The organism is Jiangella asiatica (assembly GCF_004349065.1).
In the GTDB taxonomy this organism is placed as follows: Bacteria; Actinomycetota; Actinomycetes; order Jiangellales; family Jiangellaceae; genus Jiangella; species Jiangella asiatica.
The window spans coordinates 56,653-82,471 of record NZ_SMKZ01000030.1; the positions used below are offsets into that span (position 1 = coordinate 56,653).

General features: G+C 70.7%; 28 protein-coding genes and 1 pseudogene. 21 read left to right on the plus strand and 8 right to left on the minus strand.

Features of this window, described 5'->3' with window-relative positions; all coding sequences use genetic code 11:
- Window positions 1-5 precede the first annotated feature (5 nt).
- From E1269_RS19775 to E1269_RS19800, 6 genes are all read left to right on the plus strand, one after another.
- A complete protein-coding gene (locus tag E1269_RS19775) occupies window positions 6-266 on the plus strand; it encodes a PqqD family protein (protein ID WP_131897688.1) in 261 nt (86 codons plus the stop codon).
- Between the two features lie 42 nt (window positions 267-308).
- The gene (locus tag E1269_RS34345) at window positions 309-443 is read left to right on the plus strand and encodes a lasso RiPP family leader peptide-containing protein (RefSeq protein WP_131897690.1); all 135 of its coding nucleotides are present in this window, start codon (window positions 309-311) and stop codon (window positions 441-443) included.
- A 169-nt stretch (window positions 444-612) separates the two neighbouring features.
- The gene (locus tag E1269_RS32375; protein ID WP_275264611.1) at window positions 613-753 is read left to right on the plus strand and encodes a lasso RiPP family leader peptide-containing protein; all 141 of its coding nucleotides are present in this window, start codon (window positions 613-615) and stop codon (window positions 751-753) included.
- A gap of 22 nt (window positions 754-775) precedes the next feature.
- Window positions 776-2,026, plus strand: a complete 1,251-nt coding sequence (locus E1269_RS19790; protein ID WP_162606523.1) for an asparagine synthase-related protein — start codon at window positions 776-778, stop codon at window positions 2,024-2,026.
- On the plus strand, window positions 2,023-2,469 hold the full coding sequence (locus tag E1269_RS19795; protein WP_131897696.1) for a lasso peptide biosynthesis B2 protein: 447 nt from the start codon (window positions 2,023-2,025) through the stop codon (window positions 2,467-2,469). The genes E1269_RS19790 and E1269_RS19795 overlap by 4 nt, the downstream gene beginning before the upstream one ends.
- The gene (locus E1269_RS19800; protein ID WP_131897698.1) at window positions 2,469-3,428 is read left to right on the plus strand and encodes a hypothetical protein; all 960 of its coding nucleotides are present in this window, start codon (window positions 2,469-2,471) and stop codon (window positions 3,426-3,428) included. Before E1269_RS19795 ends, E1269_RS19800 begins: the two co-directional genes overlap by 1 nt.
- 120 nt (window positions 3,429-3,548) lie before the next feature.
- On the opposite strand, the gene E1269_RS19805 is transcribed toward E1269_RS19800, so the two are convergent.
- Window positions 3,549-3,968: a hypothetical protein gene (locus tag E1269_RS19805; RefSeq protein ID WP_131897700.1), complete on the minus strand. Its 420-nt coding sequence runs from the start codon at window positions 3,966-3,968 to the stop codon at window positions 3,549-3,551.
- Between the two features lie 211 nt (window positions 3,969-4,179).
- Here E1269_RS19805 and E1269_RS19810 point away from each other — a divergent pair, with 211 nt between their 5' ends.
- A complete protein-coding gene (locus E1269_RS19810; RefSeq protein WP_131897702.1) occupies window positions 4,180-4,716 on the plus strand; it encodes a pyridoxamine 5'-phosphate oxidase family protein in 537 nt (178 codons plus the stop codon).
- Window positions 4,717-4,932: 216 nt separating this feature from the next.
- Here E1269_RS19810 and E1269_RS19815 read toward each other — a convergent pair whose 3' ends face one another.
- On the minus strand, window positions 4,933-5,622 hold the full coding sequence (locus tag E1269_RS19815; RefSeq protein WP_203433909.1) for a GH25 family lysozyme: 690 nt from the start codon (window positions 5,620-5,622) through the stop codon (window positions 4,933-4,935).
- A gap of 182 nt (window positions 5,623-5,804) precedes the next feature.
- On the opposite strand from E1269_RS19815, the gene E1269_RS19820 reads away from it, so the two are divergent.
- The 3 genes from E1269_RS19820 (at window position 5,805) to E1269_RS19830 (ending at window position 8,435) form a co-directional block, all read left to right on the plus strand.
- Window positions 5,805-6,623, plus strand: a complete 819-nt coding sequence (locus E1269_RS19820; RefSeq protein WP_131897706.1) for an ABC transporter ATP-binding protein — start codon at window positions 5,805-5,807, stop codon at window positions 6,621-6,623.
- Entirely contained in the window at window positions 6,620-7,384 is a 765-nt protein-coding gene (locus E1269_RS19825) for an ABC transporter permease (RefSeq protein ID WP_131897708.1), read from the plus strand. Before E1269_RS19820 ends, E1269_RS19825 begins: the two co-directional genes overlap by 4 nt.
- A gap of 715 nt (window positions 7,385-8,099) precedes the next feature.
- The gene (locus E1269_RS19830; RefSeq protein ID WP_131897710.1) at window positions 8,100-8,435 is read left to right on the plus strand and encodes a hypothetical protein; all 336 of its coding nucleotides are present in this window, start codon (window positions 8,100-8,102) and stop codon (window positions 8,433-8,435) included.
- 124 nt (window positions 8,436-8,559) lie between these two features.
- Here E1269_RS19830 and E1269_RS19835 read toward each other — a convergent pair whose 3' ends face one another.
- Both E1269_RS19835 and E1269_RS19840 read right to left on the minus strand, forming a co-directional pair.
- Window positions 8,560-10,485 (minus strand): ABC transporter ATP-binding protein, encoded by a 1,926-nt coding sequence (locus E1269_RS19835; RefSeq protein ID WP_203433910.1) that lies wholly within the window; start codon window positions 10,483-10,485, stop codon window positions 8,560-8,562.
- Window positions 10,482-11,633 (minus strand): nucleotidyltransferase domain-containing protein, encoded by a 1,152-nt coding sequence (locus tag E1269_RS19840; protein WP_162606524.1) that lies wholly within the window; start codon window positions 11,631-11,633, stop codon window positions 10,482-10,484. Before E1269_RS19840 ends, E1269_RS19835 begins: the two co-directional genes overlap by 4 nt.
- A gap of 120 nt (window positions 11,634-11,753) precedes the next feature.
- Here E1269_RS19840 and E1269_RS19845 point away from each other — a divergent pair, with 120 nt between their 5' ends.
- On the plus strand, window positions 11,754-12,278 hold the full coding sequence (locus E1269_RS19845) for a YdcF family protein (RefSeq protein ID WP_131897714.1): 525 nt from the start codon (window positions 11,754-11,756) through the stop codon (window positions 12,276-12,278).
- A gap of 41 nt (window positions 12,279-12,319) precedes the next feature.
- Here the strand turns inward: E1269_RS19845 and E1269_RS19850 are convergent, their stop codons facing one another.
- Window positions 12,320-12,637 (minus strand): hypothetical protein, encoded by a 318-nt coding sequence (locus E1269_RS19850; protein WP_131897716.1) that lies wholly within the window; start codon window positions 12,635-12,637, stop codon window positions 12,320-12,322.
- Between the two features lie 501 nt (window positions 12,638-13,138).
- Here E1269_RS19850 and E1269_RS19855 point away from each other — a divergent pair.
- Window positions 13,139-13,537: a VOC family protein gene (locus tag E1269_RS19855; protein WP_131897718.1), complete on the plus strand. Its 399-nt coding sequence runs from the start codon at window positions 13,139-13,141 to the stop codon at window positions 13,535-13,537.
- Window positions 13,538-13,647: 110 nt separating this feature from the next.
- On the opposite strand, the pseudogene E1269_RS34350 reads toward E1269_RS19855, so the two are convergent.
- Window positions 13,648-13,755: pseudogene (locus tag E1269_RS34350) on the minus strand (SAM-dependent methyltransferase); the annotation flags it as partial.
- A 167-nt stretch (window positions 13,756-13,922) separates the two neighbouring features.
- Here E1269_RS34350 and E1269_RS19865 point away from each other — a divergent pair.
- From E1269_RS19865 to E1269_RS19880, 4 genes are read left to right on the plus strand one after another with little or no spacing between them, the layout of a single operon-like run.
- Window positions 13,923-14,951 carry an NAD-dependent epimerase/dehydratase family protein gene (locus E1269_RS19865; protein WP_239000967.1) on the plus strand — a complete coding sequence of 343 codons (1,029 nt, stop codon included), beginning with the start codon at window positions 13,923-13,925 and terminating at the stop codon, window positions 14,949-14,951.
- Window positions 14,948-16,177: a class I SAM-dependent methyltransferase gene (locus E1269_RS19870; RefSeq protein WP_131897722.1), complete on the plus strand. Its 1,230-nt coding sequence runs from the start codon at window positions 14,948-14,950 to the stop codon at window positions 16,175-16,177. The genes E1269_RS19865 and E1269_RS19870 overlap by 4 nt, the downstream gene beginning before the upstream one ends.
- Window positions 16,178-16,201: 24 nt before the next feature.
- Window positions 16,202-16,984 (plus strand): sugar phosphate nucleotidyltransferase, encoded by a 783-nt coding sequence (locus E1269_RS19875; RefSeq protein ID WP_131897724.1) that lies wholly within the window; start codon window positions 16,202-16,204, stop codon window positions 16,982-16,984.
- Window positions 16,957-17,619, plus strand: a complete 663-nt coding sequence (locus E1269_RS19880; RefSeq protein ID WP_239000968.1) for a PIG-L deacetylase family protein — start codon at window positions 16,957-16,959, stop codon at window positions 17,617-17,619. Before E1269_RS19875 ends, E1269_RS19880 begins: the two co-directional genes overlap by 28 nt.
- On the opposite strand, the gene E1269_RS19885 is transcribed toward E1269_RS19880, so the two are convergent.
- Window positions 17,588-19,105 (minus strand): O-antigen ligase family protein, encoded by a 1,518-nt coding sequence (locus E1269_RS19885; RefSeq protein ID WP_131897726.1) that lies wholly within the window; start codon window positions 19,103-19,105, stop codon window positions 17,588-17,590. The two genes, E1269_RS19880 and E1269_RS19885, sit on opposite strands and share 32 nt — an antisense overlap.
- Entirely contained in the window at window positions 19,105-20,385 is a 1,281-nt protein-coding gene (locus tag E1269_RS19890; RefSeq protein WP_162606525.1) for a hypothetical protein, read from the minus strand. Before E1269_RS19890 ends, E1269_RS19885 begins: the two co-directional genes overlap by 1 nt.
- Between E1269_RS19890 and E1269_RS19895 the strand changes: the two genes are divergently transcribed.
- The 5 genes from E1269_RS19895 to E1269_RS19915 form a co-directional block, all read left to right on the plus strand.
- A complete protein-coding gene (locus tag E1269_RS19895) occupies window positions 20,372-21,583 on the plus strand; it encodes a polysaccharide pyruvyl transferase family protein (RefSeq protein ID WP_162606526.1) in 1,212 nt (403 codons plus the stop codon). The genes E1269_RS19890 and E1269_RS19895 overlap by 14 nt on opposite strands.
- Window positions 21,580-22,827 (plus strand): Coenzyme F420 hydrogenase/dehydrogenase, beta subunit C-terminal domain, encoded by a 1,248-nt coding sequence (locus E1269_RS19900; RefSeq protein WP_131897732.1) that lies wholly within the window; start codon window positions 21,580-21,582, stop codon window positions 22,825-22,827. Before E1269_RS19895 ends, E1269_RS19900 begins: the two co-directional genes overlap by 4 nt.
- Window positions 22,827-23,672: a glycosyltransferase family 2 protein gene (locus tag E1269_RS19905; RefSeq protein ID WP_131897734.1), complete on the plus strand. Its 846-nt coding sequence runs from the start codon at window positions 22,827-22,829 to the stop codon at window positions 23,670-23,672. Before E1269_RS19900 ends, E1269_RS19905 begins: the two co-directional genes overlap by 1 nt.
- 8 nt (window positions 23,673-23,680) lie before the next feature.
- Window positions 23,681-24,604 carry a glycosyltransferase family 2 protein gene (locus tag E1269_RS19910; RefSeq protein WP_203433911.1) on the plus strand — a complete coding sequence of 308 codons (924 nt, stop codon included), beginning with the start codon at window positions 23,681-23,683 and terminating at the stop codon, window positions 24,602-24,604.
- A 61-nt stretch (window positions 24,605-24,665) separates the two neighbouring features.
- Window positions 24,666-25,819: DUF222 domain-containing protein (locus E1269_RS19915; RefSeq protein WP_131897736.1), on the plus strand; the 1,154-nt coding region annotated here is incomplete at its 3' end.

A 25,819-nucleotide genomic window follows, 5' to 3' on the forward strand; every position in this document is an offset into this window, starting at 1 on the left:
GGCCGATGAAACTGCGTAGCGACGGTGTGAGTTGGCGTGAGATCGACGGCGAGACCGTCATCCTCGACCTTTCCTCGTCCACCTACCTCAAGACGAACCAAGCCGGCTCGACACTGATGCGGCTGCTGGCCGAGGACCGTTCCTCCGACGAGCTCGCCGAAGGCCTGGTCGACGCGTTCGGCATTCCAGCCGACCGTGCGCGGGCCGACACCGAGGCGTTCATCCGGATGCTCCGCGAGCGCAAGCTCCTAGAAGGTTCCGACTAACGTCCGCATGCACATTCACGATAAGAGATTGGTGGTCTGGTGATGACGTACGAGTCGCCAGTACTGGAGGAGATCGGTTCGGTTCGTGAGCTGACCCTCGCGGCAAGCGGTCGTGGTCGTTCGGACCAGGTCCAGTGGTTCCGGTACGACAACGATCCCGGTGGCGTTCTCTCCTGACGCTTCCGAAACGCGGGAGACGTGCTCGGAACCGCGAATGAGAACTTCACCGAATTCTCCCCACCGCACGTTTCGACACGGTACGCTCTCGCTTGTGGTAAATGCGAGACTTTGGTGGAAGTCTCGCCGTCCGCCCTCTCTCAGAGGGCACCAGAAGGGGGGCACGGAAATGGCTTATGAGCCACCCGTGGTGGAAGAAGTGGGTTCCGTTCGCGAGCTGACCCTCGCGCACGGCGGCCAAGGTTCGGCGGACCAGATTCTCTGGTTCACCTGGGGCAATGACCGCCCGCCGGGCGGCGGCCTGTCCTGACGCCGTCACACTCACGAAGCGTGTGGAGCCGTTCGCACCGTGGGGGCGGCTCCACGCCGTGAGCCGGCAGAACTCCGGGGGCCTGTTCATGGGTGGAAAGAGGCCGGCGCCGTCGTTCGCGGGCACCGGAGTCGAAACGCCGTACTATCGGCTGTCCGCATTCGAGCTGGCGACGTCCTGGGTGCCCGGCGTGCGGCCGCTGGGGCCGCTGCCGGACACCGTCTCGTCGGCCAGGATCGCTTTCGAGAGCGCCGTCCGCCCGGCGCTGCTCCGCCCGCCCTGCTACGTCTCGTTCTCCGGCGGACGTGACTCGTCCGCTGTCCTGGCGGTCGCCACGCACATCGCCCGCCGCGAAGGACTCGCCGACCCCGTCCCTGTGACCGAGGTCTACCCGGGTATCGACGCGGCTGATGAGTCGCACTGGCAACGGCTGGTGATCGACCACTTGGGGCTGCACGAGTGGACCCGCATCTCGATCAGCGGTGAGAGCGACCTGCTCGGTGCGGCGGCCCAGGCGAGTCTGCTGCGTCGCGGTGTGCTCTGGCCGCCGTCCTTCCATGTCAAGGACGCCCTCTTCGCAACGGCGTCCGGCGGCACCCTGCTGACTGGTGAGGGCGGCGACGAGGTCATCGGCCCTCGCCGCGTGACGCCGGTGACGCTGCTGGTGCGCAAGCGCCGGCGACCGCGGCCGGCACTGCTCCGCGCGGTCACCGCCGCCCTGGCCCCCGCGCCACTGCGCCGAGCCTGGCTGCGCCGCGACATCGCCCGCAGCGACCAGCAGCCCTGGCTCCGTCCGTCGGTGGCGCGTGAGCACCGTCGGCAACTGGCCGCCGACGAGGCCGCGGAGCCGTTGTCCTGGGGCCGCGCGATCCGCTGGGTCCGCCACCGTCGCGCTGTCGACGCCGTGCTGACCAACTACCAGGCGCTGGGCACGGAGCACGACGTCGTTGTCGGCCATCCGTTGCTCGACGACGGCTTCCTGGCGGCACTCGCTGGTGCGGGCGGACGCTGGGGCTTTGCCGGCCGCACGGCGCTGATGCGGATCCTCTTCGCCGACGTCCTGCCGGACGAGATCCTGCGCCGCTCTACGAAGGCGAGCTTCGACCGCGCGTACATGGGTGAGGCCACCCGCGACTTCGCCCGCGGCTGGGACGGCACCGGCGTCGACACCGACCTCGTCGACCCCGAGACACTGCGGGCGGCGTGGCTGTCCGACCACCCGTCCACGCTGAGCGGCACGTTGCTGCAGCAGGCCTGGCTGGCGAGCCGATGATCCGCGCGGTCCCGCTTCGGGAGTGGCCGGCGCTGCTGGCCGCGGCCGGCGTCGCTCTCGTCGTCGAGGTGGGCCTGCGGGTCACGACGCTGCCGCGGCTGGCCCGGCTGCTCGGCGCCCCGCTGCGAACCGACGACGGCGGCGACCTCATGCCGCCGTCGACGCCGGCTCGCCTCGGACCCTCGCTGACGCCTGCGACCCGACGGCGGCTGCGGGCTGTGCGCCGCGTACTGCGGCACTGGCCGTTCGGCGACACCTGCCTGCGTCGGGCTCTGGTGAGCGGCCACGTGCTGCGCCGGCTCCGCCCCGTCCTGCGGGTCGGCGTGGCGAAGGTGGACGGGCGTATCCAGGCGCACGCCTGGCTGGAGATCGACGGGGTGAGCCTCGACCCGGCCGGCGCGGAGCTGTACCAGACCTTCGAGTCGATCGGCGGTGCCCGCTGATGACGCTGGAGCGGCAGTTTCTCTACGGCCTGTCGGTCGCCTCCGAGGTGCCGCTCTACCAGGAACGACCGGCTCTGGCCGAAGGACGGCCGGACGTGGTGATCCGGTGGGGACGGCCGGTGCCGCGGCGCGACGAGCCGCCGGCCGGGCAGATGCTGGCGCACCTGGAGCTCGACCAGCCGTACTACACCTTCACCCGGACCGGCGACGACGGCTACCGACTGCGGTTCTACCGGACCTGCGACTTCGTCGTCGAGCCGGGCCTGCGGACGGTGCGGGTGGAGCTGGTCGCCGGCGCCGACCCGGGGATCGCCGGCATCCTCACCGCCGGTGCGCTGCTGTCGTTCCTGCTCACCGTCCGCGGCGAGGTCGTGCTGCATGCCAGTGCCGTGCAGGTCGGCGACGGCGCGGTGGCGTTCGTCGGCCGCTCCGGCATGGGCAAGTCGACCATGGCGACGCTGCTGTGCGCCGACGGCGGCGCGCTCGTCACCGACGACGTACTCCGGCTGGACGGCGACAGCGGACGGTTCGTGTGCCGGCTCGGCGCGACCGAGCTGCGGCTGCGCAAGTCCGCGGCCGAGCTGGTCGAGCAGTTCGACGTCGCGCCCGCCAGCCGGGTCACCAGCGACGCGCGCGACGCCCTTCGCGTGGCCCCGTCGACGACGGACCGGGTGCCCCTGGCCGGCATCGTGTTCCCGCTCCCGGACCACGAGCGCGACACCGTCGAGGTCACCCGGCTGGGCGCCATGGAGGCCCTGATCACGCTTTTGCGGTTCCCGCGGCTGCTCGGCTGGACCGACCCGGCCATCCTGGACCGTCAGTTCCAGCAGGCCGGCGAGATCGTGGAGCGGGTGCCGGTCTTCATCGCCCGGGTCCCCTGGGGCCCGCCGTTCCGTCCCGATCTGGCACCCGCGATCGCCGCCGCCGTCGGCGTCACCGCTCCAGCCGCCCCGAAATGATCACGTTCAGCACGAAATCTCGTGTCGCACCATGCTTGCGATCATGGTGACGCGCGGAGAGTCCTCGTGACGTAGCCGCACACTCACACTCACGGCGGCCCGGCGGCCGACCGGCCGGCCTCAGCCCTGCGGCGTGCGGTAGAGCGGCTGTGCCTCCTGCGGCGGTGCGCCGATCCTCGATCGCGAGTGCGCCTGGCCGAGCCACGTGCCGACGTCGTCGCCCTCGCCGCGGTCGGGGCGGTCGACCCGGGTGGTGTCGCCCTCGTCGCGCTCGGCGGCCCGTTCGTGCGCGGCCACCTTGCGCCGCAGGTACTCGATCTCCTCCCGGCGCTCGCGGGAACGCCGCACGCCCGCAATGCAGGCGAGCAGCCCGAGCATGCCGAGCATGCCGGTGCCGATGCCGACGGCGAAGACCCCCCACAGCGGCGTGTCCAGGTCGATGTCGAACGCGCTCACCGCGACCTGATCGCCGCCCTCGATCACAGCGACGACGACCGCTGCGGCGGCGACGGCGAGCAACAGCAGTCCGAGCACGATCATGAGAAGGTCCTCCGTCTCTCGGCGGTTCCTAAACATACCTTCCCGTCGAGTCATCTGGGCAAACCAGGACAGGACGGTCTGTGGTCGGCTGCGGGCTGCCGATCGGCGTGCGGCGGGAATACCGTCGCAAGTAAGGCCCCGACGACCGATGAGTTCTGGTCGCTGGTCCGGTCTCTTCGTCTGAACTGCCGCGTCCGAAGGAGACCAGACGATGACGACGCAACCGGCGCAGGCCCGCAACCTCGATGGCTACGGCGCGCCGCTGATTCCGTGGGAGAAGGTCCGCGACCGCCTTGGGCAGGGGGTCAGCCAGGCGCCAGGCACGGGCGGCCCGAACCGGCACACTTGCTGGCTGGCGACCGTGCGGCCCGACGGGCGACCGCATGTCATGCCGCTGGGAGCGCTCTGGATGGACGAGAGGTTCTACTTCACCGCCGGCCCGGGCACCCGCAAGGCCAAGAATCTCGCCCGCGACCCGCACTGCGTGATCACGGTCGCCACCGACCCGTTCGACCTGGTCGTGGAGGGCAAGGCGGTCAAGGTGACCGATGAGGCGACGCTCCAGCGCGTGTGCGGTGCCTACAACAGCGAGGGCTGGCCGGCAATCGTCCGCGACGGAGCCCTCCACGCCGACTACAGCGCGCCCAGCGCCGGCCCGCCGCCCTGGTACGTCTACGAGGTCCGCCCGGCGACGGCGTACGTCCTCGGCGCCGAGGACCCGTACGGCGCGACCCGCTGGACGTTCTGACCCAAGCCGCTCTCACTCGACAAGGCAACCAGGGATATCCGGTCGGCGACGCCGAAGTCCACCGGGTCGTCGACGCTGTCCGGGAAGCAGACGTGGTGCGGTCTCGAACTGCGAGCGATGGACGCCGTCGCGGTGCAGCGCGGTCAGCAGCGGCACGCCGCCGACGAGGCGATCGGGCGGAAGCTCAGCGTCACCGGCAGCGACGGGTCCATCGGCTCACCGGGAACGCATGATGTCGAGGTCGACGTCGCCGGTGATGCCGTCGACGTGGGCGAAGATGTTGACCTGCCAGACGTGCCAGGGGTCGCCGTCCGGCCGGCGCAGGAAGCGGAAGTCCCACAGGTCGCGGTCCAGCCCGTCCCGGGTCGGGTACTGCTCGTCCCAGTCCGGGCGCACGTAGTACAACAGCTCCCGGCCCCACGCCTCCTCGACGATGTCGACGAACGTCGCGACCTGCCCGGCGACCTCGTCTGCGGGTGGGCGATCGGAACAGTTGCCGCTCAGCTCCAGGTCGATGGCCGGCGGCAGCGCGGTGTCGTCGGGCGGTGCGACGCGGAGGAAGTTGCGCGCCTGGTCCTCACCGGGTGCGCACAGGGTGAAGAAGTGGTAAGCACCGCGGTCGATGCCGACCCGGGCCGCTCCGGCCCAGTTGTCGGCGAACCGGTCGTCCACCCAGCCCTGTCCCTCGGTGGCCTTGATGTAGGCGAACTCGATGTCGTCTTGGGCGACCCGTTCCCAGTCGATCCGGTCCCGGTGCGCGGAGACGTCGATGCCGTAGCGCTCGCCGTCCTCCAGTCCGGGCCGCCAGTTCGGCACGAGGAGGAACCAGAACGCCGCACCCACCGCCACGAGGCCGACCAGCACACCCGCCGTGACCAGGAGGGCGATCCGTCGCCGACGGCGCACGGCCCCCGCCCCCTCCCCGAACGCACTGTCTGGCCACTCTACGACACCGGATTTCAGTGGTCGGCGCATGTCGATGCGGGGCCTCCGTCATCGACGTATTTGTAGGAGGTCCGGCCGCCCGCCGATGAGTTCGGGCGAACCGGGCGGTCAGAGCAGGAGATACGAACCAACGGGAGGGCGAAATGGTCTACGAGGAACCCGGCACGCTGGCCGTACAGGCCAGCGGCCTGGCGAAGCATTACCGAGGACGTGCGGGAACGGTCGAAGCCGTCCGCGGCGTCGACCTGCGCGTCACCGCCGGCGAGGTCTTCGGCTTCCTGGGCCCCAACGGCGCCGGAAAGTCCACGACGGTGCGCATGCTCACCACGCTGATGACCATCACGGCGGGGACGGCACGGGTCGCCGGCTTGGACGTCGCGCACGACCCGGACGGTGTGCGGCGACGCATCGGCGTGGCCCTGCAGGAGGCCGGCCTCGACCCGCGCCAGACCGGCCGTGAGCTGCTGGCCCTGCAGGCCCGGCTGTTCGGCAGCACCCGAGCCGAGGCCGCGACGCGCGCGCAGGAGCTGCTGGTGCTGTTGGAGCTGGAAGACGCCGCCGACCGACGGATCAAGGGGTACTCCGGCGGCATGAAACGCCGGCTCGACCTCGCCTCGGCCCTCGTGCACGAACCCGAGGTGCTGTTCCTCGACGAGCCCACCACCGGGCTCGACCCGGCCAGCCGGCTCACCGTGTGGGACGAGGTGCGCCGCATCAACGGCCGCGGCACCACGGTCTTCCTCACCACGCAGTACCTGGAGGAGGCCGACCAGCTCTGCGACCGGATCGCCATCATCGACGCCGGCCGGATCGTGCGCCAAGGGACGCCGGCCGAGCTCAAGGCCGGCCTGCGCGAGCGCCGCGGTCTTGCCGTCGACCCCACGCTCGACGAGGTCTTCCTCGACGCCACCGGCCGGACACGCGAACGCGTTGCCGGCGAGGTCCAGGAGGTGACGGCATGACCACGGTCCAGCAGGCGAACCTGCTCGGCGGCCGGGCGCTGCGGGAAGGGCTGCGCACCCCGGAGTCGCTGGCGCCGACGCTGTTCATCCCGGTGTTCTTCCTGGTCGTCAACTTCGGCCAGGCCGGGCGGATCTTCCCATCGAGCACGACGGACTTCCTCTACGGCCAGACGTACGCCGCGTTCCAGCTGCCCAGCTCGCTGCTGCTGGCCGCGTCGTTCGGCTCCGCCGCGCTCTACCTCGTCGAGGACATCGAGGGTGGGTACTTCGACAAGCTGCGGGCCTCGCCGGTGTCGCGCAGCGCCCTGGTGATCGGCCGGCTGCTGGCCGAGGGCGTGAAGGGCGTCGTCATCACGGCGGTGCTACTCGTGATCGCGCTGCCGTTCGGGGTCAGCGTGGCCAGCGGAGTGGTCGGTGTGGTGCTGTTGCTCGTGCTAACGGCGCTGTGGGGCGTGGTGTTCGGCGGCTTCATGCAGCTCATCGCGCTGAAGTCGCGCAGCGCGGCCGCCACCAACGCCGGTGGGCTGGTGTTCTTCCCGCTGCTGTTCCTGACGCCGAACTTCGTGCCGCGCGAGCTGCTGACCCGGCCCATGGAGATCGCGGCGACGCTGAACCCCGTCACCTACGTGATGGAGGCGCTGCGCTCGCTGATCCTCCAGGATCCGCAGTGGGACGTGCTGACCCGCGGCTTCGGCATCGTCGGTGTGCTCGGCGTGATCATGGTCGCGCTGAACGTCCGGCTGGTCCGCAGCTACGACTGACTGTCGTCTGGATGCCGGTGCCCGTCGCCATGAGTCGGGACTGATGGCGGCGAGGCCGCCGGCAGGTACGCGAACGCGGGCGCCGGCATCAACCACCAGCAGATGTGTGGCTCCCTTCCTGGCGCCCGCGGGCAGCGCATCGCGGTGGCGCGTCAGCGACTCGGCATCTCCAATCTCGCGAATCGGCAGATCGTGACTGAGCCACAGGGGCCGACTGGGCCGCCCCAGAACTTCCCCGGTGCGGTGTGTTGCATCCGGGGAAGATCACAGACCGGGGTTGTACGGTCAGCGTATTGATCCGTCGATCGATGCGCCCAGAGCCGAACTACCTTGACCTCGCTCAGGAGATCGCACCTTACGTACTCCACGTGCCGAGGAGGCGTCTTGGGAAGAGCGCGAGGACCGTTCAGCGGCGGACGGCGACGCAAGCACACACCCGAACAGCCCGCGTTCGATGCCGGGCCAATGAGAAGGATCTTGCCACCTCTGCGGCCGACGGAGCTGCCGCTCCGTGTTCCCCTGTATCCGTCGAATCCCCGGAGCGAGGCAGCCGAACGCGGCCTCTGGCGACGCATGGACGAGACTGGAGCGGCACGTACGGTCGCTCAGCGGCGGCACACGTTCCCCGAACGATCAGTTGTCCTGTATTCGTACCAATCGGAGGGTGGGTGCGATGCATGAGTGACGCCGCGGTGATCATCAGTCGCGACCGTTCTTGGAGCCGCTCGGGCTTCCCGACCTCGCCGACGCGCTGAGGGGCCGGGAGGCATGGGACAAGGCCTATGAGCTGGTCGTCGGCTTCGTACACGAGAACGAGATGGTCGTGCAGCCGAGACCTGACGATGTGTCTGTGTCCGAACTCCCATGGAGGATTCCGGGCACGTCGTTGACGGTCAGGATCAAGGGCAGCTCGACCGAGGACCTTCAGATCTTCGGTGTGACGCTGGCGCTGCTGTTCGGACTGGATCTTCCTGACATCAGTGCATCGACGGTTCCAGGCGTCCTCGCCCGCGATGCAGCGAGTTCGGCTGCTCAAGGCGCGATTCGATGAGCTGACGATCGTGGAGGTGATGACGAGGAAGGTCGCGACGTTGGATCGAATCGCCCTTGCCCTCCATGGCCGGCCCTATTGCCACCCGGATGCTGGATGTCAGACGGCGTCGAGGTCGAACCCGCTAGCTGAGATTCGCCTGCGGGGCCAAGTAGGCCGCGGCCTGGAGCCGGAACAGCTCGGCGTAGTGGCCGTCCCGGTCCATCAGCTCGTCGTGCGTGCCGTGCTCGGTGACCCGTCCGTCGTCGAGGACGTAGATGCGGTCGGCGGTGCGGACGGTGGAGAACCGGTGCGAGATGAACAGCACCGTCCGCCCGCCGAGCAGCTCACGCAGCGACTGGAACAGTGCGTGCTCGGCGCGCGGGTCCAGCGAGGCCGACGGCTCGTCGAGGATGACGAACGGAGCGTCGCGGAAGAACGCGCGGGCCAAGGCGATGCGCTGCCACTGCCCGACCGACAGGTCGCGCCCGCCTTTGAACATCTTGGACAGGTAGGTGTCCCATCCCTGCGGCAGCCCGTCGATGACGGTGTCGATGCCGGCCCGGCGCGCGGCGGCGGCGACGGCGTCGTCGTCGCTGAGACGGTCGACCCGGCCGAGACCGACGTTGTCGCGGGCGGTGAGCTGGTAGCGGACGAAGTCCTGGAACACCACCGCGACCGACTGCCGCAGCCCGGCCCGTGCGTACCCCGACACGTCGGCGCCATCCCAGCGGACGGCGCCTGTGTCGGGCTCGTAGAGCGCGGCCAGTAGCTTGGCCAGTGTGGTCTTGCCGGACCCGTTCTCGCCGACGAGGGCGACGATCTCGCCGGCGCCGAGCCGGATCGACACGTCGTCCAGCGCCGGCGTGGTGCTGCCGGGATAGGTGAAAGTCAGACCGTCGGCGGTGAGGGTGCGGAACGACGACGGTGCCGGCGCGCCCGCCTCGGCCAGCTCGGCCGCGGGCCGCATCGCCACGAAGTCGGCGAGGTCGTCGAGGAACAGCCCGGACTCGAAGATCTGCTGCGCACCCTTGAACAGGGTGGTCACCTGCGCGGCGAGAAGCCGGATCGCGACGATGGCGGCGCCGGCCTCGGCCAGACTGACCCGGCCCCGGCCGATCAGCCACACCAGCGCCAGCAGCGTCGCGGCCAGGAACGTCGCCGAGGCGAGGTTGCCGGCTACCGCGAGCCGGGTCCGGCGCCTCAGGTGCGCCCGCAGGTCGGCGGTGTAGTCGGCATAGACGGCGTCGAAGCGCTCCCGCAGTGCGCCGGCCAGCCCGTACGCTCGCACCTCCTTGGCCTCGTCCCGCCCCGTCTGCACCATGCCGAGGTAGTGCCGCAGCCGCAGCCGTGGTGTCTGCGCGACGGCGAAGTCGAACTCGAGGCGGCTCTCGCGGCGGGAGCTGAAGAACAGCGGCAGCCCGGCCAGCAGCAACAACGGCAGCAGCGTTGGCTCCAGGCTGATGATCGCGATCGACAGCCCTGCCGCGCCGGCGATGCCGCCGGCCAGCCCGATCAGCCCCTGGGTGAGCTGGTACGGGCGGCTCAGCGCGTTGGTCTGCACCCGCTGCAGCCGGTCGTAGAAACCCGGCGACTCGAACGCCCGCAGCCCCACCGCGCCGGCCACGTCGAGCATCTGCTGCCAGGTCGAGCGCATGACCAGCTCGGAGAGCAGCCGCTGCTGGTTGGCCTGCACCGCCGCGGACACCGCGACCAGCGCCGTCACCCCCGCCAGCAGCAGGACCGGAACGACGACGCGCTCGGTGCCGGCGTCGTCGGAGGTGACCTCGAGGATGGCGTCGAGCACCAGCTTCACAATGAGCACCTGCGCCGCGATGACGGCGGCCCCCAGCAGCTGCAGCGACGCGGTGACGATGAACGCCCGCCGGTCCGCCGCCCAGGACAGCCGGACGCTGTGCGCGATGAGCCGGCGCAGCCGCAGGACCGAGCGTCGCTGCCGGCGGGCCGACGCGGCCAGGTCGACGTAGTCGTCGCTCGCCGGGGCGTCATCGCCGGTGGTCGTCGTGCCGGCGCCGTGCTGGTGTTCGCGCCCGCGACGGTGCCGGCTCACGGCGTCGCCACCTGGGCTTCGACGGCGCTCAGGTACTTCTCGACCGCCTCGCCGTCCGCCGGCTCGCGGACCGCCGGCGGGCCGGAGCGGGCTCCCGTCACCCGGAGGCGGTCGGTCAGGCCGCGCAGGCTACGGGTCCCCAGCGTGGTGAGCGTGCGGCCGCCGGTCGATCGCACCGATCGGGCGACGAGCCGGGGGATCGAGGCGTCCCGCCGCAGCCGCGGTACCGGTCGCAGCCGGTCGACGGTGGCGGTGACGAGGCGGAAGCCCGTAGAGATGCCGAGGCGCCGGTCGAGGTCGGCGGGCAGCGGGGTGCCGAGCACTGCCCGGGCCCGGGCGAGGACCAGAGCCACGGCCGGCCCCGCGCCCCACGCGAGCGCACGGTCGACGACGTCGTCCCATCGCTCGGTGCGCCGGGCCAGCTGGTCGGCGTCGAGCAGCCAGATCATCTTGTGTGCGCCGGTCAGCGCGGCGTGCAGGCACACGTGGACCAGCGAGTCGGCGGCATCCAGGGTCCAGGTGGCCGACCCCGCCACCGACACGGTGCGCCGCCGCCCGAGCAGCTGCTCGGTGTCGACGGAGAAGCGCCGCCGGGTCGGCGACATGTTGATCAGCGACCAGTGCAGGTCGACGAGGACGCCGGCAGGGCTGACGAGGTGCATCTCGCCGGGTGTCTCGACGTTACAGAGCATGTCGCGGAAGTCGATGACCTGCCAGCCCGCGTCGAGCAACCGGCGCGCGGCCGTGCGCAGCTCGCCGGGCGCGACCAGGACGTCGACGTCGGTGTACGTGCGCAGGCCAGGCGCGGGATGGGCGTACTCCGAGAGCACCGGGCCCTTGACCGTGGCCCACGGCAGCTCGCCGAGGCTCGTGGACAGCTGGCCTAGCACGACGCCCGCGGTCAGGTGCCGGATCATCGCCGCGTCGCGGTCGACCTTGAGGACGGCGGCGAGGTCGGGGTCGTCGTCGCGCAGCAGGACATGGGCGAGCGGAGCGACCCGGTGGTGCCGCACGGCGTCGACGAAGCCGCGGCGCACCGGCTCGGTCGCGGGAAGGGACGGTGTGGTGGCGCGGCACACGGCCACGACCGCAGCCGATATCGGATGGCGGCGGCGCGCTGCCTCGCCGTCGCCGGTCGAGGTGCGCATCGACCCCGCCATGTGGCCCCCCACGCGAGTTGATCGCCGCGCAGCCCCCCAGCTGCCGGCGGATGACTCATGGTAGACCGGGTTCGCGTATCCGGACAGTCGAGACCATATGCTCACGGTGTGCGCTGGCCTGGGGGGAAGCGGCGCCGTGCCGTGATCGCGGCAGCGGTGCTACTGGTGCTGCTCGCCGTGGAGGCACGGCTGTTCGTGTTCCCGCACGCCGACACGCCGGCACCGGCCGACGCAATCATCGTCTTCGCCGGCCCGGGTGAACGCACGGCGTACGGCTGGGACCTGGCGCGCGACGGCCTGGCGCCGGTCGTCGTCGTCTCGATCCACGACCCCGGCCTCTGCGAGCCGGTGGACGATTCGCCCGAGGAGATCTGCGTGGTGCCGTCCCCGCCGACCACCCGGGGCGAGGCGAGGATGCTCGCGGGCCTGGCCCGCGAACGCGACTGGGACCACGTCGTCGTCGTGACGTCAGCAAGCCAGAGCCTGCGCGCCGAGCTGCGGATCGAGCGCTGCTACGACGGCAGGGTCGACATGGTCACCGTCCGCGAGGACGGACTGTTCCAGCAGCTGTACCGCGTCGTGTACGAGAACGGAGCCCTGCTCAAGGCGTTGCTGTCCCAGCGCGGATGCTGACTGCCACGAGCAAGCTCCCGGACGCGGCTCGATCACGGCGGCTACGCGGTCTGCTGCGCGGTGGCGCAGCGCGAGCGGTGGGGCAGGAGCGTGACGGCGGCGGTACGCGTCGAGCCGTCGGGGGCGGGCGGGTCGATCCAGCGGATCTCGGTGAGGCCGCCGTGGCCGTGGATGCGCTCGATGTCGTCGATGCCGTCGTAGACGGCGACCGACTGGACGTCGGAGCAGCACCAGGCGAGGGTGACGCGGCCGCTGGGGTACTGCGTGCCGTACGCGACCAGGCCGGTGCCGGAGATACCGGAGAGGTCGTAGCGGCGGTGCAGGGCGAAGCGACGTGGGAGATGAGCGGGCTGGCTCATGGAAACCTCGTTCCCCGTGTCGTGATCAGGCGTGGCGGCCGGGAGATGGCTTCGACCGGCCGCCACGCCGGTCTCTGGTGTGCCATTGGCCCGGGCGATGCCCCCACTCCGACCCTGGCCGCCGGCGTTCGGCTATGAAAGGTGTCACCAGAGTGACACCGGCTGAACCGCGTTCGTGCGTCACTGCGGAACGTGTGACACCGAGAAACATGAGCGCGCATCCGGCGGCGGCGGCGATTCGCCGTCCGAGACCGAGGATGCGCTGCGGCGATGAGCCCCGTGGCAGCTCGACCCGGCGGTATCGCGCGGCCGGTGTGCACGTCGGGTCGCTTCCGGTGCCCGACCGACGGTCCCGTGACATCGGGCTACGACTGTGACGGGAAGGGACGCCGGGAAGGCCTTGACAACGTCGTACCGGCCTCGTTGTCGGTGGCCGAGGCTATCGTGACCAGCTCGACGGCCTGGTGGCCGGACGCTCGATGCTCGGGAGGTGGCTGCGCAATGGTGAAGTTGCGCGTGACGTCGGTGACCATCGGCACCTCACAGCCGCGTGAGCTGGCGAGGTTCTATTCGACCCTGTTGGACTGGCCGGTCACGGCGAGCGAGGGTCCACGACCGGGCGAGCCGCCCGGAGACGGGTGGGCCCAGGTCCGCCCACCGGACGGAGTGGCCGGCGCGACGTTGAACTTCGAGTTCGAGCGGCACTTCACCCGCCCGGTCTGGCCGGCCGTCGCTGGCCACCAGACCGCGTCACAGCACCTCGACATCTACGTCGACGACCTCGCCGCGGCCGTGGAATGGGCGGTGTCGTGCGGCGCGGTCCTGTCGGAGTTCCAGCCGCAGCAGGACGTGCGGGTGCTGTTCGACCCCGACGGCCACCCGTTCTGCCTGTTCCTCTGATCACCGATCATCGCCTCATCAGGGCGAAGACACCCCGGCCGAAAGCTTGGAAGTGCTCGACAGTCCGGGCAACGGGAGGTGGTCGTCCTTGCTGGTGGCGTGGCAGCCTTCGACGCCCCGACGCACGCGGCGATGTCGACCGGATCGGCCGTGACGTAGCCGGTGGCGTCTGCGTGGACGACGGTGACCCGGTCGGCCACGCCGAGCTCGGCAGCACGGGTGCCGCCGGCCGGGCCGCGCTCAACCGCTTTGTGCGTTGGGCACGACGCCTGGGTCGACTGGAGCCATCCACGCAGGTACATTCCTCCTGGGGCTTTTGTTCCGGGCGGGGGGTCCGGGACTCTTCGAGGGCATTCGTGCCTGGGGGGCAAGTATGCGCGTGCTCGTGACGGGCGACCGTGGCTACATCGGCGCCGTCCTCGTTCCGTTCTTCCGCCGGCACGGCCACGACGTCGCAGGGCTGGACGCCGGCTGGTACGACGGTTGCGATTTCGGCGATCTCCCGCCCGACGACGCCAGCCGCTCCGGCGACGTGCGGGACCTGACGCCGTCCGACCTCGCCAGCTTCGACGCCGTCGTGCATCTCGCGGCCATCTCGAACGACCCGATCGGCCACCTCAACCCGGCCGCCACGCTCGCGGTCAACGCGACTGCACCGGTCCACCTCGCGCGCGTCGCCAAGCAGGCGGGTGTGTCGCGCTTCCTGTTCTCGTCGTCCTGCTCGCTGTACGGCGCCGCCGGCAGCGCGGCGGTGGACGAGCAGGCGCCGTTCAACCCGGTGACGCCGTACGGCGAGAGCAAAGTGGTGGCCGAGCGGGAGCTCTCGAAGCTCGCCGACGACGACTTCAGCCCGACCTACCTGCGCAACGCGACGGCGTACGGTTCGTCGCCGCGGCTGCGCGCGGACATCGTCGTGAACAACCTGACCGGCACAGCGCACACCCGCGGCGAGGTGCGCCTGCAGAGCGACGGCACGCCGTGGCGGCCGCTGGTGCACATCGAGGACATCTCGCGGGCATTCCTCGCCGCCTTGGAGGCGCCTCGCGAGGTCGTGCACGACCAGGCGTTCAACGTCGGTCGCGACGAGGACGTCATGCAGATCCGCGACATCGCCGTCCAGGTGTCGCAGATCGTCGGCGTACCGGTCACCTTTGCCAAGAACGCGGGACCGGACCAGCGCGACTACAAGGTCGACTTCGCCAAGATCCACGACGTGCTGCCGGCGTTCGCCCCGGCGTGGACGGTACCGGACGGCATCCGCGAGCTGTCCGCGGACTTCGAGCGAGTCGGCCTGACCGCCGACGACTTCGAAGGGCCGCGGTTCGTCCGGCTGGCCCGCATCCGCGAGCTGATCGAGGACGGCCGGCTCGACGACGAGCTGCGGCTGCAGCAGGTTGCGGACGTGTCCCGATGACGGCGCCGACCTGCCGGTTGTGCTCGGCCGAGCTGACCCACACGTTCGTCGACCTGGGCATGTCGCCGCCGTGCGAGGCGATCCTCGAAGCCGGCCAGCTCGACCAGGGCGAGACGTTCTACCCGCTGCACGTGCGGGTGTGCCCGCAGTGCCTGCTGGTGCAGCTGCCGGCGTACATCCCGGCCGAGGACATCTTCAGCCACTACGCGTACTTCTCCTCCTACAGCGACTCGTGGGTGGCCCACGCGCGCGCGTTCGTCGACGGCGCCGCGTCGCGGCTGGGCCTCGGTGCCGGCTCGTTCGTCGTCGAGGTGGCCAGCAACGACGGCTACCTGCTGCAGCACGTGGTCGAGCGGGGCATCCGGTGCCTGGGCATCGAGCCGGCCGCGAACGTCGCGCAGGCGGCCGTGGACAAGGGCATCCCGACGGAGGTGTTCTTCCTGGGCGAGACGACCGGCGCGGACGCCGCCACCAGGAACGGGCGCGCCGACCTCGTCGTCGCGAACAACGTCTTCGCGCACGTGCCGGACATCGTCGACTTCGCCAAGGGCCTGCGTGCCCTGGTGGCCGACGACGGGTTCGTCAGCATCGAGATCCCGCATCTGCTGCGGCTGGTCGAGGGCCGCGAGTACGACACCATCTATCACGAGCACTACTCGTACCTGTCGCTGCTGACGACGTCGCGGGTACTGGCCGCCGCCGGGCTCACCGTCGTCGACGTCGATGAGCTGCCCACCCATGGCGGTTCGCTGCGCACGTGGTCGACGCCGACGCACTCCGCCGGCGAGCCGAGCGCCGCGGTCGCGAAGGTGCTGGCCGACGAGGCCGCGGCCGGGCTGCACACGCTCGACGGACACGTCGGCTTCAGCACCGCGGTCGCCGAGGTCCGCAACGACCTCGTCGAGTTCCTCGTCGAATGCCACCGCAAAGGTGCGACGGTGGCCGCTTACGGCGCGCCCGGCAAGGGCAACACGCTGCTCAACCACTGTGGCATCCGCGCGGACCTGTTGCCGTTCGCCGTCGACCGCAACCCGTTCAAGCACGGCAAGTTCCTGCCCGGCACGCACATCCCGGTGCATCCGGTGGAGCGGCTGGCCGAGGAGAAGCCCGACTACGTGCTGATCTTGCCGTGGAATCTGCGCACCGAGATCGCCGCGCAGTTGGAGTACGTCCGCTCATGGGGCGGGCGGCTGGTAGTGCCGCTACCGGCGCTGGAAGTGTTCTGAACCAACGGGTCCCGGGGGGCGACCATGAAGGTTGTGCTGTTCTGCGGCGGATACGGGCTGCGCATGCGCAGCGGTCTGGACTCCGCGCCGAAACCGATGATGACGATCGGCGACCGGCCGGTCCTCTGGCACGTGATGCGCTACTACGCGCACTTCGGCCACACCGAGTTCATCCTGTGCTTGGGGTACGGTGCCCAGTCGGTGAAGGACTACTTCCTGGACTACCGGGAGACGGCTTCCAACGACTTCGTCCTGTCCAAGGGCGGCCGCAGCGTCGAGCTGCTCAGCTCCGACATCAGTGACTGGCGCATCACGTTCGTCGACACCGGCCTGGACTCCGAGATCGGCGAGCGGTTGCGCCGAGTGCGCCAGCATCTCGGGGACGACGAGGTTTTCCTCGCCAACTACGGCGACGTGCTCACCGACGCCCCGATGGACAGCATCGTCCAGCGCTTCCTCGGCACCGACGACGCCGGCAGCATGCTGGTGGTCAAGCCGCGCAACTCCTTCCACGTCGTCGACGTCGACGCGAACTCGAAGGTGACGGGGTTCCTGCCGGCCGAGGACCTGGCGCTGCGCATCAATGGCGGCTTCTTCGTGCTGCGGCAGAGCATCTTCGACTACCTCGAGCCTGGCGACGACCTGGTGATGCACGGATGCGTGCGGGCGGCGAAGGAAGGACGGATGATGGCCGTTCCCTACGATGGCTTTTGGGCACCGATGGACACTCTGAAGGAGCGAGCGATGCTCGAGGACCTGCACGCCAAGGGCACCGCTCCATGGGAGCTGTGGCGGTCGGCGCGATGATCGAGCTGACCCTGCCGGCCGGTTCGCTGCAGGTGCTGTGCGTCGGCGCGCACCCTGACGACATCGAGATCGGCTGCGGCGGCACGCTGCTCACGCTGGCGGCCGCCCGCGAGGTCACAGCCACCGCCGTCGTGCTCACCGGCGCCGGCGATCGTCATGACGAGGCGCTGAAGTCAACCGGGCGCTTCCTGCCCGGCGCCGCCGTCGACGTCCGCGTCGTCGGACTTCGCGACGGCCGCCTGCCTGCCCACTGGGACGAGGTCAAGGACACCCTGGAGACCGCCGCCCGCGACGTCCGCCCGGACCTCGTCTTCGCGCCCCGACGCGACGACGCCCACCAGGACCACCGGCTGCTTGCCGAGCTGGTCCCGACGGTGTGGCGCGACGCGCTGGTCCTTGGTTACGAGATCCCCAAGTGGGACGGTGACCTCGGCACGGTCACCCACTACGTCCCGGTTTCGCCGGAGCTCGCCCGGCGCAAGGCCGAACTGCTCGACGACTGCTTCCCGTCCCAGATCGACCGCGACTGGTGGGACGAGGAGACCTTCCTCAGCCTCATGCGCCTGCGCGGCGTGGAGTGCCGGTCCCGCTACGCCGAGGCGTTCACGGTGACGAAGGCGCGGCTGGCGTTCTGACACCGTCGTCGGTGGGGCCGGACCGCCGCCAGTACGCCATCAGCGGCGTGGCGACGTACTTGTCGCCGGGTGCCGCGATCTGCAGGACCCGTTCGTGCGGCGACTCGTGGTCCAGCCGCCACAGTGCCCCGATGGCCCCGATGACGAGGAACAGCACCCCGACGAAGGTGGCGAACGAGAACGAGTCGAAGGTCGCGCTCACCAGCAGGCTCACCGGCATGATGACGGCCAGCGACTGGGCCAGATGCCGGGTCTCCTGGTCGGCGCCGCGCAACCGGATGCTGCGGGCGATGAAGTATGGGCCGAGCAAGAAGATCACCAAGCCTGCCAGGCCGACGACGCCGCCGGCCAGCAGTGTCACGTAGAGCTGGTTGTCCAGCAGGATGTATTGCTCGGGGATGACGGTCCCCGCGCCGCGGCCGAACCATGGCCGCAGCGACCACAGGTCCATCACGTAGTCGGTGCGGGCGATCCGGTTCTGGATGCTCGGGTCGTCGTCTGCATTCGAGAACAACGACCTGATGGTTCCCAGCACCCCTGGCTGGACGACGGCGAACGCAGCGGTCGCGACCACGCCGATGATCGCCGCGTTGTAGCGCTGCCGCCACGGCCAGACCGTCGCCAGCACGGCCATGCCCAAGGTCACGGCGAGCGTAGCGGATCGGGAGAGTGAGAACGGGATGGCCGATGCGATCAACACGACGGCCGCCCAGCGCAGCTGTCGCTGTTTCCGTTCGGTGGCGAACAAGGCATAGTGCAGCGCCACTGGCAACACCATGGACAGGACGACCCCGAACTCGATGTAGTGTGTCGCGGTCGATGCGACTCGGGCGAATCCCGGTCCGCCGCGTTGGCCGATGCCGATGAGTTCGGCGTTGTTGCTCAGGCCGGGTAGCCGCAGGTAGCGCGTGAGGTCCGCGACACCGAGAAACTGCAGGATGCCGATGACGGCCATCACCGTCGTGAACCCCACCAGCACCAGGAGGAAGCGGTCCAGCTGAGCCCGGGTGGGTATTCCGTCGGCGATGGCCAAGGTCAACCCCGCCATCGCGATGGTGAAGATTATCCACCGGTCGGCGCTGCTGGCTTCGACACCTGGAAGGCCGCGGTCGAAGCCCACCGCGTAGCTGAACATCTGCACAGCCACATACAGAAATATGACCCAGCGGATCGGCTGCCGAGCGCCAGGGAGCTGCCCGCGGACCGCCGACAGAGCCCACACGAAGACAAGCAGGATCCCGATGGCCACGGTCGGCCGGCCCACCGCTCCCATGCCGCCGATGACCAGTCGGGCCGGTATCAGGAACTGCAACGCAAGGAAGACGATCAGCACTGTGAGCGTGTCGATCGGCTTGAGCAGCGCTGGCTCCCATGCATAACGGGTGCGTAGGAGGCCGTCGGGCTCGGCGAGGAGAGCCGGCCGCCATGTCGAGCGGCTGGTCTGTCGCCTGGTCACCACAGTGGCGGCGGACGGGGCCGCGGTCATCAGTGTCGCGCCGCGCCCGAGGACGTCGGTGCGCCGACATCGGTGCGGCTGTCGGTGGAGCTTTCGGCGGTGGCGTCGTCGCCCACCGATGGTGCCGATCGGTCCAATTCGTCGTGCCTACGGCGAGGCCTCTCGCCGTGAGGGCCGATCCATCCGGAGTGCCGGGTCGCCTCGGTCTCGAGGTTCCGGTCACCATCGTTGTCAGGGGGATCGATGCGCTGAGCAACGCGAACGTCCGGGGAAGGTTCACGAGGGTCGTCGCTGCGTCGGCGCGCGGCAGCCTGGCGCTGTGCCTTCGCCCGCGATTTGCCGCGGCGGGGGAGGTTCGCGCCGTTCCCACCCGCCTGCTCAGCGGGAACCACTCGCTGGGTGATGACGGTCTCGTCGTTCTCGTCCCTGGCGGGATTGGCATCAGCGGTCGCCACGGTCTGCCGCCGACGCGCGGGGCGTCGCTTCTCCTGGCTGCGGCGCCACAGACCGACAATGTCGTCGAACAGCACCGCGACCAGCAAGGACAGTCCGGCTCCGATTACGGCTACGACGGCCTTGACTCGCACTGACCCGGTGTCCACGACGGCAGTCACCGCCGGCGGCTCCAGGACCGACAGCGTGAACTGCGCCTCCGCCGGCAGGCCGGCGTCGGTCTGCCGGGTGGCGAGCTCTTGCACGGCGAGGTCGAGCACTGCCTGGCCGGTGCCGACCGCGACCTCCGGGGTGTCGGCCCGGATGGACACCTGCATGATCGTGCTGCGCGATGCGACGCCGATCTCGTAGGCGGATGACAGGCCCTGCTCCGCCACGGTTCGCCTGGTGTCGACACTGTTCAGCACAATACCCAGGGCCTCGTTGGCATTGGTCAGGCTGCCGTACGGGTTGACGAGCTCGGCCTCGGCGCGCGGCGGGGTGATCATGGCGCCTGCCTGCGCCTCGTACTCGGGAGCCACCTGCTCACCCATGCTCACGGCGGCGAGGCCGGTCAGCGCGAGTAGGGGCAGCAGGACGTACCAGCGGCGCAGCGCTGCCAGTGTGATTCGCCAGACGTCCACGGAATGCCCCCCAGCACGTGCATACCTCATCGCGAGGCTTGGTCCATGGTAGGCGGGTGCGGCAGATGCGGCAAAGTGGAGCAGTCGCGCCAACCGGCATTGTCGGACATACTTGCCTTGTCTGATCTCAGTGGGGGGCCACGTGGGGGGAATTCGGCTGTGCCTTGCCGGCGCGTCGATCGGCAACGGCAACCGTGGTGTCGAGGCGCTCGGGCGCTCGGTGATCGATGTCATCGACGCCGTCGCGCCGGGGTCGCGGGTGTCGGCGTTCGACGACGGCTGGGGCGTGCGGCGTGACGCATCCGGGCGGTACCCGTCGACGGACCTGGAGTACGTCGGCGTGCGGCTGTCGCGGCGCTGGCACCGTCCGGAGAGCTGGGCGCGGATCAGGCTGTCCCAGGCGTTCGGCGGGCTCGGCAACCCGGCCGCCGGGCGGATCGCGCGCGCCGACGCCGTAGGCGACATCAGCGGCGGCGACAGCTTCACCGACATGTACGGTCCGGTCCGGCTGCGGTCGGTCGCGGCGCCGAAGCTGGCCGCGCTGCGTGCCGGGCGGCCCTTGGTGCTGCTGCCGCAGACGTACGGCCCGTTCTCGACGCGCGACGGCCGGGCTCTCGCCGAGCGGCTGGTGCGCTCCGCCGCGCTCGCGTACGCGCGGGACGCCAGGTCGTACCAGCGGCTGCTGGAGTTGGCCGGTGCGCAGGCCGACCCGGCGCGGCTGCGCGACGGCGTCGACGTGGCATTCGCGCTGCGGCCGCGTCGCCCGGTTGCCCGGGTGGCCGACGCGGTCGAGGCGGCAACTGAGGGCGAGGTCGTCGCCGGGGTGAACGTGAGTGGACTGCTGCGCGATTCGGTCGGCCGGGAACGGTTCGGGCTGGCCGGTGACTACGTCGCGACGATGACGGGTCTGGTCCGCGCGTTGATCGACGAGGGCGCGAGGGTGCTGCTGGTCCCGCATGTGCACGTCCCGGGTGGTCAGGGCGAGAGTGACATCGCCGCCATCGACGAGGTGGTGGCCGCGCTGCCCGTCGCCGAGCGGTTGCGGGTCACCGTCGTGCCGTCCGAGCTAGACGCGGCCGAGCTGAAGTGGTGCATAGCGCGATGCGCCTGGTTCGCCGGCAGCCGGATGCACGCCACCATCGGGGCGCTGTCGTCCCAGGTGCCTGCGTTCGGCTACGCGTACAGCGACAAGACCAGAGGCGTCTTCGAGACCTGCGGCATGGGCGAGCACGTCGGCGATGCCCGCGAGGTCACCGGTCCCGGGGCCGTCGAGGCGATGGCGGTGTCGTTCGCCGCGCGCGAGGTGTCCCGCGACCGGCTCGGTGAGACGGTTCCCGGTGTCGTCGACCGGGCGCACGGCCAGCTCACGGACGCCGTCGACGCGATCCGGCGCTGGCGCGACGAGGCCGGCGGCAACGAGGCGATCGCATGAACGCCCGGATCGACTCCATCCAGGACGTCGTCGACGCCCACCTGTGCACCGGCTGCGGCACCTGCGCCTTCCTGGCGCCGGATGCGCTCAGGATGGCCGACGTCGCCGACACCGGACGGCGGCCGCTGCCGATCGCCAGTGTCAACGGCCGGGTCGCCGGCGACGCGCTGCGGGCCTGCCCGGGTGCACGCCTCGGGCACGAACCGGCAGCGCTGGACGGCGCTCCGCTGGGTGGCGAGTGGGGCCCGGTCCTTGCCCTCTACGAGTGCTGGGCCACCGACCCAGACGTCCGGCACCGTGGCTCGTCGGGCGGGGTGATCAGCGCGCTCTCCGCCCACGCCGTGACCTCCGGGACGGCCGTTGGGGTCCTGCAGGTCCAGGCCCGCAAGGACGCGCCGCTGGAGAACGAGACCGTCCTCAACCGCGCGTACGCGGACATCGTCGGCGCCGCCGGCTCGCGCTACTCGCCGGCCAGTCCGGGTGAGCGGCTGGACCTGGTCGAGAATGCCGAGGGTCGCAGTGTCGTCGTCGGCAAGCCGTGCGACATCGCCGCGACGGCGCGGGCCGCGAAGCTGCGGCCGGCGCTGGGCGAGAACCTCGCCCTGACCATCGGGATCTTCTGTGCCGGAACGCCCTCCACGCGCGGGACCGAGGAACTGGTCCACCGGTTGGGCGCCGAGGCCGACGACGTCGCACAGTTGGACTACCGCGGCGAAGGCTGGCCCGGGCGTTTCCGCATCCGCGCCCGCGACGGGCGCACGGCTTCACTCAGCTACGAGGAGTCGTGGGGCGAGACGCTGCAGAAGCACCGGCAGTGGCGCTGCATGATCTGCCCCGACCACACCAGCGAGTTCGCCGATCTGGCCATCGGCGACCCTTGGTACCGTCCGGTTCGCGACGGCGAGCCGGGCCGGTCGCTCGTCGTGGTGCGCACGGAGGCCGGCCGCCAGGCGCTGCTCGCCGCGCTGCGCGACGGTGCCGTCGAGGGTCACCCGATCCCGCTGGAGCGGCTGCCGCAGTCGCAGCCGAACCTGGCCTCGACCCGGGGCGCGGTCTGGGCGCGTGTGCTGACCATGCGCCTGGCCGGGCTGGCGGCGCCGGACTACTCGGGCATGCCGTCGTTCCGGCTGTGGCTGCGGCTGGGCTGGCGGGCCAAGGTCAGCTCCGTCGCCGGGACGCTGCGGCGCATCAAGCGCAAGCGGCTGCGCGAGCCGGAGTCTCGTCAGCTGGAGGAGGTGGGCTGATGGGGCGGCGCGCCGACATCGTCATGATCACGTACAAGAGCGCTGGCTACCTGCACCTGAGCCTGCCTCGCCTGCTGGAGACCTGCGGCGAGGACGACCGCGTCTGGCTCTGGCACAACGGCGACGACGAGGAGACGCTCGAGGCGTTGCGGTCCTACCGGTCCGACCCCCGCGTCGAGCGGTTTCACCACAGCCGCGAGAACGTCCGGCTGCGGCCGCCGACCTCCTGGCTGTGGAGCGAGTCCACGGCACGGTTCGTATCCAAGGTCGACGACGACTGCCTGGTCGCGCCCGGATGGCTGGACACCTTCGCTGCTGCGCACGACGCCAACCCGGACTTCGGTGTCATCGGTAGCTGGCGGCACCCGGACGAGGACTTCTCGTTGGAGCGGGCGCAGTGGAAGATCCAGACCTTCCGGGGCGACCACCAGCTGATGCGGAACCTCTGGGTTCAGGGCAGCGGCTACCTCATGCCACGCTCGTACGTCGACCGCCTGGGCCTGCTGGGCGAGACGGAGTCGTTCACCGGCTACTGCCTGCGGGTAGCTCGAGCCGGCGGCGTCAACGGCTTCTATTTTCCGTTCATCCGTGAAGATCACATGGATGACCCACGCTCGCCGCACACCCTCATTCGCACCGACGCCGACCTGGTCGCCAGGCTGCCGCTGTCGGCACAGGCGAACGGGGTACGCACGGTGGCCGATTGGCTGGCACAGCTGGAGCAGAGCGCCTACGTGCTGCAGACCGCCTCGCTGAACCCGAACGCCTACCGCGGCTGGCGGCGCCGGGCCAAAGCGGTTCGCAACCGGGTGCAGCGGCTGGTGGGAAGGCCCGCGACGTGGTGATGTCCCCCGTGCCCCGTCCACTCGCCGTCGACGACGGCGAGCAGGGGGCCGACGTCGTCCTCGTCACGGTCACGTACAACAGCGCAGCGATCATCGAGGCGTTTCTGCGGGCGCTGCCGGGCGGGCTGGACGGCGTGGCGTCGGCGCAGGTGGTCGTGGTCGACAACGACTCCGCCGACGGCACCGTCGAACGGATCGTGGAGCTGGCGCCGTGGGCGACGGTGGTGAAGGCGGGCGCGAACCTCGGTTACGGCGCGGGCATCAACCTCGGGCTGCGGCATGCGGTGGGGCGGCAGGGAGTCCTCGTCCTCAACCCGGACGCTGTGTTGTCACCCGGTGCGGTGCGGCGCCTGCTCGATGCGGTGGCCGCCGCCGATGACGTCGGTATCACGGTCCCACGGATCGTCGATGCGACCGGACGGCTGAAGTTCTCCCTCCGGCGCGAGCCCACCATCCTCCGGGCGGTCGGTGAGGCGGTTCTCGGCGGGCACCGGGCGGCGCGCTTCCCGCTGCTCGGCGACATGATCCGGGACTCCGCGTACTACGTCGACGGCGCCACCGCCGACTGGGCCACCGGCGCGGCGGTATTCATCGCCCGCCACACCATGGATGCGGTGGGGCTGTGGGACGAGGAGTTCTTCCTCTACTCCGAGGAGACGGACTACGCGCTGCGCGCCCGCGACGCCGGGTACCGGCTCACGTATGTGGCCGACGCGGTCGTGTCGCATCCGGGTGGCGACATGGAACGGTCGCCCTGGTTGTGGAGCCTCGTGGCGGTGAACCGGACGAAGCTGTACCGCAAGCGGCACGGCCCGGTGGCGTCGGCGGCCTTCTGGTGCGTCGTCGTGGCCAACGAGGCGGTGCGGGCGGCGCTGGGGCGGCCGACCAACCGGGCGGCGCTCCGTGCCCTGCTACGCGGCGGCGCTCGCTGACTGACGCTTTCAAGGCGCTCGTGAAGATGCGGAATCGAACGGGTGTCCGTAGAATGGGTGCATGGTTGCAGAGCTCGTTTCCTCGCCGGTGCCCGAGTGGGCGGCACTGCCGGTGGGTGCGGAGCTGGCTGCGGTCTTGGAGGAGGTCGATCCTGCTGCGTTGGGGGATTCGGGCGTGGTCGATGTCGTGTTCGCTGCGGAGCGGCAGATCGCGCACCTGCGGGCGCTGCAGCTGCGCGCGATGGCGGAGCTGACCGGGCGTGAGAACTACGCCTCCTGCCGGGGTTGCGGGGACGCTGATGCCGCATCGTTGCGGCACACCCACGATCGGGTGCGGGCGGCGGGGTCGGAGCTGTCCGCGGCGCTGGCGTGGACGCCCGGCCACGCCGACGCCCGGGTCGCGCTCGCGGTCGAGCTCGGTGAGGACCTCCCGGCCACGCTGGCCGCACTCGACGCGGGGTTGATCGACGAGCGGCGCGCGGAGCTGATCGCGGCGAAGACCCGCGTGCTCGACCCGGACGCGCGCGGCCGGGTCCAGGAGCGCGTGCTGCCCACCGCTGGGGACCGGACGCTTCGGCAGCTCGCGCGCGACCTGGACCGGCTGGTCATCACGACCGACCCGGCCGCGGCCGACGAACGCCGCCGCCAGGGACGCGAGCAGCGGCGGGTGCAGCGACCCGCACCCTACGGTGACGCCGACGGCACCAGCATCATGTGCCTGACCGGTCCGGCAGAAGACCTGGCCGCGCTGTGGACCGCGCTGGACGCCGCCGCCCGCGCCGCCCGCGGTGGCAACGACCCGCGCACCCTCGATCAGCTACGGTTCGACATCGCCACCGGGCTCGGGTGGACCGCGCTGACCACCGGCCACCTGGGCGGCTGCGGTGGCACTCAGGAACCCGGCGCCGACACGGCAGCCGGGGCGCATGCTGGGGCCAGCACCGGGCAGCGGCTGGCGGCCCGGCAGGGCCGACCGGCCACGGTGAACCTCACCATGCCGCTCGACGCCCTCGTCGGGGCCAGCGACGACCCGGCCTGGCTGGACGGCCACGGCTGGATCACCGCCCAGGCCGGTCGGCTCATCGCAACCGACGCCACCCTACGAAGGCTGGTCACCGACCCGGTCGACGGGCGGCTGCTGGACTACGGCCACACCACCTACCAGCCACCGCAGGCACTGGTCGACTTCATCATCGCCCGCGACCGCACCTGCCG

What these genes read in the sequence shown, in the direction of transcription:
- E1269_RS19775 (WP_131897688.1), top strand. Translation starts at nt 6, where the DNA reads ATGAAACTGCGTAGCGACGGTGTGAGTTGGCGTGAGATCGACGGCGAG.
- E1269_RS34345 (WP_131897690.1), top strand. Translation starts at nt 309, where the DNA reads ATGACGTACGAGTCGCCAGTACTGGAGGAGATCGGTTCGGTTCGTGAG.
- E1269_RS32375 (WP_275264611.1), top strand. Translation starts at nt 613, where the DNA reads ATGGCTTATGAGCCACCCGTGGTGGAAGAAGTGGGTTCCGTTCGCGAG.
- E1269_RS19795 (WP_131897696.1), top strand. Translation starts at nt 2,023, where the DNA reads ATGATCCGCGCGGTCCCGCTTCGGGAGTGGCCGGCGCTGCTGGCCGCG.
- E1269_RS19800 (WP_131897698.1), top strand. Translation starts at nt 2,469, where the DNA reads ATGACGCTGGAGCGGCAGTTTCTCTACGGCCTGTCGGTCGCCTCCGAG.
- E1269_RS19805 (WP_131897700.1), bottom strand. Translation starts at nt 3,968, where the DNA reads ATGATCGTGCTCGGACTGCTGTTGCTCGCCGTCGCCGCCGCAGCGGTC.
- E1269_RS19810 (WP_131897702.1), top strand. Translation starts at nt 4,180, where the DNA reads ATGACGACGCAACCGGCGCAGGCCCGCAACCTCGATGGCTACGGCGCG.
- E1269_RS19820 (WP_131897706.1), top strand. Translation starts at nt 5,805, where the DNA reads ATGGTCTACGAGGAACCCGGCACGCTGGCCGTACAGGCCAGCGGCCTG.
- E1269_RS19825 (WP_131897708.1), top strand. Translation starts at nt 6,620, where the DNA reads ATGACCACGGTCCAGCAGGCGAACCTGCTCGGCGGCCGGGCGCTGCGG.
- E1269_RS19840 (WP_162606524.1), bottom strand. Translation starts at nt 11,633, where the DNA reads ATGCGCACCTCGACCGGCGACGGCGAGGCAGCGCGCCGCCGCCATCCG.
- E1269_RS19850 (WP_131897716.1), bottom strand. Translation starts at nt 12,637, where the DNA reads ATGAGCCAGCCCGCTCATCTCCCACGTCGCTTCGCCCTGCACCGCCGC.
- E1269_RS19855 (WP_131897718.1), top strand. Translation starts at nt 13,139, where the DNA reads ATGGTGAAGTTGCGCGTGACGTCGGTGACCATCGGCACCTCACAGCCG.
- E1269_RS19870 (WP_131897722.1), top strand. Translation starts at nt 14,948, where the DNA reads ATGACGGCGCCGACCTGCCGGTTGTGCTCGGCCGAGCTGACCCACACG.
- E1269_RS19875 (WP_131897724.1), top strand. Translation starts at nt 16,202, where the DNA reads ATGAAGGTTGTGCTGTTCTGCGGCGGATACGGGCTGCGCATGCGCAGC.
- E1269_RS19880 (WP_239000968.1), top strand. Translation starts at nt 16,957, where the DNA reads ATGGGAGCTGTGGCGGTCGGCGCGATGATCGAGCTGACCCTGCCGGCC.
- E1269_RS19885 (WP_131897726.1), bottom strand. Translation starts at nt 19,105, where the DNA reads ATGACCGCGGCCCCGTCCGCCGCCACTGTGGTGACCAGGCGACAGACC.
- E1269_RS19890 (WP_162606525.1), bottom strand. Translation starts at nt 20,385, where the DNA reads ATGACATCGATCACCGAGCGCCCGAGCGCCTCGACACCACGGTTGCCG.
- E1269_RS19900 (WP_131897732.1), top strand. Translation starts at nt 21,580, where the DNA reads ATGAACGCCCGGATCGACTCCATCCAGGACGTCGTCGACGCCCACCTG.
- E1269_RS19905 (WP_131897734.1), top strand. Translation starts at nt 22,827, where the DNA reads ATGGGGCGGCGCGCCGACATCGTCATGATCACGTACAAGAGCGCTGGC.